6 protein-coding genes and 1 pseudogene are annotated in these 4,805 nt (G+C 56.3%); 2 read left to right on the top strand and 5 right to left on the bottom strand.

Features of this window, described 5'->3' with window-relative positions; translation table 11 throughout:
- The first annotated feature begins 137 nt into the window (after nucleotides 1-137).
- Together EV561_RS36755 and EV561_RS36750 are read left to right on the top strand one after the other, a co-directional pair.
- Nucleotides 138-1,391 (top strand): MFS transporter, encoded by a 1,254-nt coding sequence (locus EV561_RS36755; RefSeq protein WP_132528748.1) that lies wholly within the window; start codon nucleotides 138-140, stop codon nucleotides 1,389-1,391.
- 464 nt (nucleotides 1,392-1,855) lie between these two features.
- Entirely contained in the window at nucleotides 1,856-2,245 is a 390-nt protein-coding gene (locus tag EV561_RS36750) for a hypothetical protein (protein ID WP_132528747.1), read from the top strand.
- Nucleotides 2,246-2,308: 63 nt separating this feature from the next.
- On the opposite strand, the gene EV561_RS36745 is transcribed toward EV561_RS36750, so the two are convergent.
- The 5 genes and pseudogenes from EV561_RS36745 to EV561_RS36730 all read right to left on the bottom strand — a co-directional run.
- Nucleotides 2,309-2,665, bottom strand: a complete 357-nt coding sequence (locus EV561_RS36745) for a hypothetical protein (protein ID WP_132528746.1) — start codon at nucleotides 2,663-2,665, stop codon at nucleotides 2,309-2,311.
- Nucleotides 2,666-2,759: 94 nt separating this feature from the next.
- Complete coding sequence (locus tag EV561_RS36740) at nucleotides 2,760-3,146, bottom strand: helix-turn-helix transcriptional regulator (RefSeq protein ID WP_132528745.1); 387 nt, start codon at nucleotides 3,144-3,146, stop codon at nucleotides 2,760-2,762.
- Nucleotides 3,147-3,593: 447 nt separating this feature from the next.
- On the bottom strand, nucleotides 3,594-3,845 hold the full coding sequence (locus EV561_RS36735; protein ID WP_132528744.1) for a hypothetical protein: 252 nt from the start codon (nucleotides 3,843-3,845) through the stop codon (nucleotides 3,594-3,596).
- A gap of 141 nt (nucleotides 3,846-3,986) precedes the next feature.
- Nucleotides 3,987-4,202 (bottom strand): hypothetical protein, encoded by a 216-nt coding sequence (locus EV561_RS37805; RefSeq protein ID WP_207910676.1) that lies wholly within the window; start codon nucleotides 4,200-4,202, stop codon nucleotides 3,987-3,989.
- Nucleotides 4,203-4,205: 3 nt separating this feature from the next.
- Nucleotides 4,206-4,721 (bottom strand): annotated as a pseudogene (locus EV561_RS36730) (IS630 family transposase); the annotation flags it as partial.
- Nucleotides 4,722-4,805 lie beyond the last annotated feature (84 nt).

Raw genomic sequence — 4,805 nt, 5'->3', positions numbered from 1 at the left:
CTGCCGCGCATGTCCCACTCCTGCCGACCAATCACCGAGGCATGGAATCACGGCAGTCCGCTCGCAGCAAGCGCCTTTTTCCGCATCCTGTTAAGCATTGAGGAGTCAGGGCGTGCTATGGAAAAGGTCGGCGCGAAATGACGTGCTGCTTCGCTACCTCCGACATTCATATCCGAGGCCCTATGTTTAACTTTCTGAGGAAGAATCCGGATTTCCTCCTATTTTTGCTAACGCAGGCCATTTCCAATATGGGCGACTCGCTCAGAATAGTGGTTATGCCCCTGCTGGTGCTGCAGCTCACAGGCTCGGCGATCTACGTCTCGGCGATGGCGCTGCTGGAGACCGCCACCTATTTTCTCTTTCATCTTCCGTTTGGCGCCATGCTGGACCATGCTGATCGGCGCCGAGTGATGCTCCTTGCCGATATTGGCCGTGGCGCCTTGATGTTGGCGATACCGCTCCTGTGGTTCAATCATGTGCCGCTTCTAGTCCCTTTGTTTCTGATCACCGTGCTGTTGAGCATTCTGTCTTCGCTCTTTGGGGCTGGAAGCAACGCATTGATCCCGACGCTTGTTCAGAGTGAAGACCTTACGAAAGCCTATGCGACATTCGAAGCGGCGGAATCGGCTGCCTGGATTGCAGGACCGCTCGTCGCTGGCGCGTTGGCGACGTGGTTTGGTCTGGCAAGCGCTTTGCTCGTGGATGCCGGATCGTTCCTTGTGTCAGCGGTGGGTTTGATTTTCATCAAGGCACCTTTATCGAAGGTCCACGGAGGGGCGGACCCAATCTGGAATCGGATTGTGGACGGATTCGGCGTCCTCATAAAGGTCGCTCCGCTTCGCCGGATTCAACTCTACTGGACGCTCTATGGAATCGTCGGCTACGGCGCGATAACGGGATTTCTCTACGTTGGCTCGCGAGGCGGTGTGTCTGGGCCTGAAATCGCATCCTTCGCTGTCTCGGCATATGCGCTGGGGTCGGTGATTGGGACGCTGCTCGCCGCCCAGCCGCAGATTGCAAAGGCCCGTCACGCGATTCCGATCAGCCTCCTGATCTTTGCGGGCGGCGCTGCGCTTGTCGGGAGTTCCTGGCAGGGCGGAATGCTGGGTGGGGCCTTCCTGATCGGCGCAAGCGAGGGCTTTTTTCTGGTCCTCTATCTGGCCCGGAGGGCAGATGCCACACCCGATGGATACATGGCTCGGATTGGATCGATCGCCGCCATGCTCGCGCGGCTTGCCAGCGGTATTTCAATTACCTGGATGGGGATCATGCTCGACAGATGGCACGGTCCTGGGGCCTTCTCCATGATGGCGGTGCTTGGGCTCTTTTTGGCGGGAACTGTACTCATTGGCGATCGGGAATCACGGACATCAACAGAATCAGCGACGTGAGCGGAAAATCGCGACGCGTGGCGGCCACGGCGGCTTCGTGACAAAAGCGGGTGCCGACACGGCGTTCAGTTTAGAGCAGAAGGTGAGACAGCCAGTCGGAAACGACGCTGGACAATTTCTTCGTTCCTTGATCTCGAATAGATCCGGACGTCCTCCAGCCGGGTGATGCCCAGCCGCATAAGGATCGCCGCCGAAGCGACGTTGTCGTCCGCACACCCAGCCCGCAAAGAGGTTAGGCCGACATCCTCCACAGCGAATCGGACCAGCCGTTCTGCGGCTTCAAGAGGTGACCATCACTCCGTGCGCGCGGTCGACCTTAGAATTTTCGATTTCGACGTTACCCGCGCCGGCGCGGCTTGACTGGTCCCCAACAAGACCTAGTTTGTGCAGTGCACAGACGGTTTCCCCTGTGCAGTGGACCCACTCTAGGCCCGCCTTGCGCGGGCTTTTTTCTTGCGGGCAAAATGGCTTTACTGGACTCTCAAAGTCTTGGTGTAAAAGCTGCTCAGAGCCGCATGCTAGAACTTGCCGATTTCGAAGGGTCGCCTACCTTAACCACAGTAGGCTTGGCCTCCGTCACAGGCTTTCGAACATCACGCGTGCTCCTGAGTATTACGATGTCTCTCCTCACTCTACTGTCCCTAGAAGACGAACAGATCGAAATCGTAACTGGCGCGCTTCGAGAGTGGTCTAAGGAAAGTGGGCATAGCGTGCATAACCAAGCAGGCCGGGAGGCAATGGAAGTTGCGGTTCGTATCGCCGCGTCTCAGCGCCCAAGCCAAGCGGAATTGCCCAACCTGCTGGGAAAACTAATGAAGGTTCGAGATATCAGCGGGATCACTTACGTCGAATAACCTGCCCGTTGAAGTGCAGTCTCGCGGGCGCGCGAAAGGTGCGTCCATCGCAAATGCCTCATATCAGTTGATCGCAAATCGCCAAGCGAATCGGGGAGCAGCGGTGTATCTGAGATTTGCCATCATGCTGATGGCTCCCAGTAGGCCCGCCTGTCCCTCCCCCGGCCAGGCGGGCTTTTCTTCATATTGAGTTCCGACAACATGATCCGAGCCTTCCTCGACATAGCCATGATGATTGCTTTCGCGCTCGTTTGGGTTTTCGGTCTTGCTTGGGCTACCATCGAAATTGCCAAAGCGCTCGGTTGGATCGGCTAACCCCGATCGTTCATCGAAAGGATGCAGAACCCACCCCTGCCTGGTGACAGTCTCGGTAAGAGCGACGCCCAACATCGGGGCGTTTTGTTTCTCCTGAATGTGCACAATTGCTCGCTAATTCGCCGAAGACGCAAGATCTTGCGTCTTCCGATACATCGCCCATGCAGCCGGGTGGCTTTCGGCCGCCAGTGATGAATGGCTATTCTGCAGGCGAGTCGCTGTCCTGCGGGCTCTCAGCTACGGCCTTGATCATATTGTGAATGGCCTGTTTGGAACGAGTGTTGGAAATCTTGTCGTAGTCACGAGCGACACGCGTCGCTTCCGCCGAAATATGATGGGGAGCAGCCTGTGTCTCGAAATCATCGGCGCCTTGGAAGAAATCGGCAACTGTGACCCCGAAGAGCTTAGCCATCTCGTATAGACGGCTAGCACTAATACGGTTGATGCCCTTTTCATATTTCTGAATTTGCTGGAAAGTTATCCCGAGACCGGCGCTTACCTGTTCCTGGCTCAAATTGAGCAGATGCCGAAGACGCTTCAGGTTGTTGCCAACCAATAGATCGACCGGATGAATGTTCTTTTTCATTTTGCGCAACCTCAAGTGATAATAATCGGACGTGAAGGGGAGAAAGATTGATAAATCTGGCTTTCCCCACTCCTGTCAACGGTTAGATTAGACGCTTATCGGCATATCGTCGGCGCCGAATTCGGTGGCGCCACAAGGATTGTCCGGCAGTTGCCGTTGGTTAGGGCGGGATGAAGACGGTGGCGTAGGCCTGCAGTACCAGCACAACCGCATAGTGAGCCACCGCAGCAGCGATGTGATCTTACCTTGGGGGTTGCCGGTTACCGGGGATGAGCTATGTTGCTGGAGGGTAATGTGGCGTAGGGGTTTGCGTTGGCTTACGATTGGGATGGGGCGCGGACGCGCCGAAGAGTTCTGCTAAAGATGGCGATGGCGACGTTGGCGACGGCAACGATAGTTCTTCTGCCCGCCGCCCTTCTGTGGAAGTTGGCCTGATACGAAACTGAGCTATTCGGGCTGGGGAAGCTGATTGGCGCGATCGGCGCCAAGAACGCCAGTCAGGAACGCTTCGAGCCTGCCGAAGAACTCACTCTCGGAACGGACTTCACTCGCGGAATTCCAGATACCCCGCAGTTTTGCCGATTGGGTCGCCACGGCGACATCAACCGTGTTCGCCCCTGCATCAGAAAGACGCGTCCACAGGACCAACTTGCGGATGATATAGACCGCCGGCGCCGGCGGATTGAAAGATGCGACCAACTCAGCGCCGTTTCTGGCAGTTCTTCGGTTGCGAATTCCTGTTCGCTGGCAAAGGCGCCAACGATTTTTCCATCTTCTCGCGTCACGAACATGATCAAGTCCCTATTCTCGGAAGTTGTCAGTCCTCCCAGCCGAGGGAAGTCAGGGAAACGGTGCCAGTTGTTCGGCATCAAAAGACCGGTCGCTGATCTTTCGGATCGCATGCAGGAAGAAAGTCGCACTGGCGGTGAACAACGTTGCGTCCAGGCCACCGCTTGCGTCGCCGGCCGACCAAGAGACATTGATCTTCTTCGTTATATTGGCTTGTTCTTCACGTACCGACCGTTGCCTTTGATCCAACCTAATACCAACGTGCATTGATCATGACCGATGAGCCCATTCGCGCAGACCAATGGACATAATTTTCCAGGGTTGATCGATCAGCTTGTTCCATGCGGCGCAGCAATGTTGGACGATGTCGTGGTAGTCTTTGAAGATGCGGTTCGACAGCCAGTTGTCCCTCATAAATTGCCAGACGTTCTCGACTGGGTTCAATTCAGGCGATCTCGGCGGCAAGAACATCAGGGTGATATTGTCAGGAACTTTCAATTTCGGCGTGACATGCCACCCGGCCTGATCGAGGATGAGCACGGCGTGCGCTCCTGGATCGACGGCGCTGCTTATTTCGGCAAGGTGTTCCTGCATCGCTTCGGTGTCGCAATAAGGCAGGACCAGGCCCGCCCCCTTGCCCTTTTTCGGGCAGATCGCACCGAAGATATAAGCCCACATGGTGCGCTGGTCGTGCGGGGCTGAGGGGCGGCTTCCCCGACGTGCCCATCGGCGCGTGATCTTGTTCTTTTGTCCTATTCTGGCTTCGTCGGCCCATCAGATTTCGATGTCCGTACCTGGCGGCTGTTTCTGCCTGATCTCTACCAGAGCGGCGGGGAAGTCTTTTTAAAAACGTCACCTTCCAGCTCGTTC

The organism is Rhizobium sp. BK376 (genome assembly GCF_004341625.1).
GTDB lineage: Bacteria > Pseudomonadota > Alphaproteobacteria > Rhizobiales > Rhizobiaceae > Rhizobium.
The sequence above is the reverse complement of the archived record's forward strand: the minus strand, read 5'-3'. Positions and strand labels throughout refer to the sequence as shown.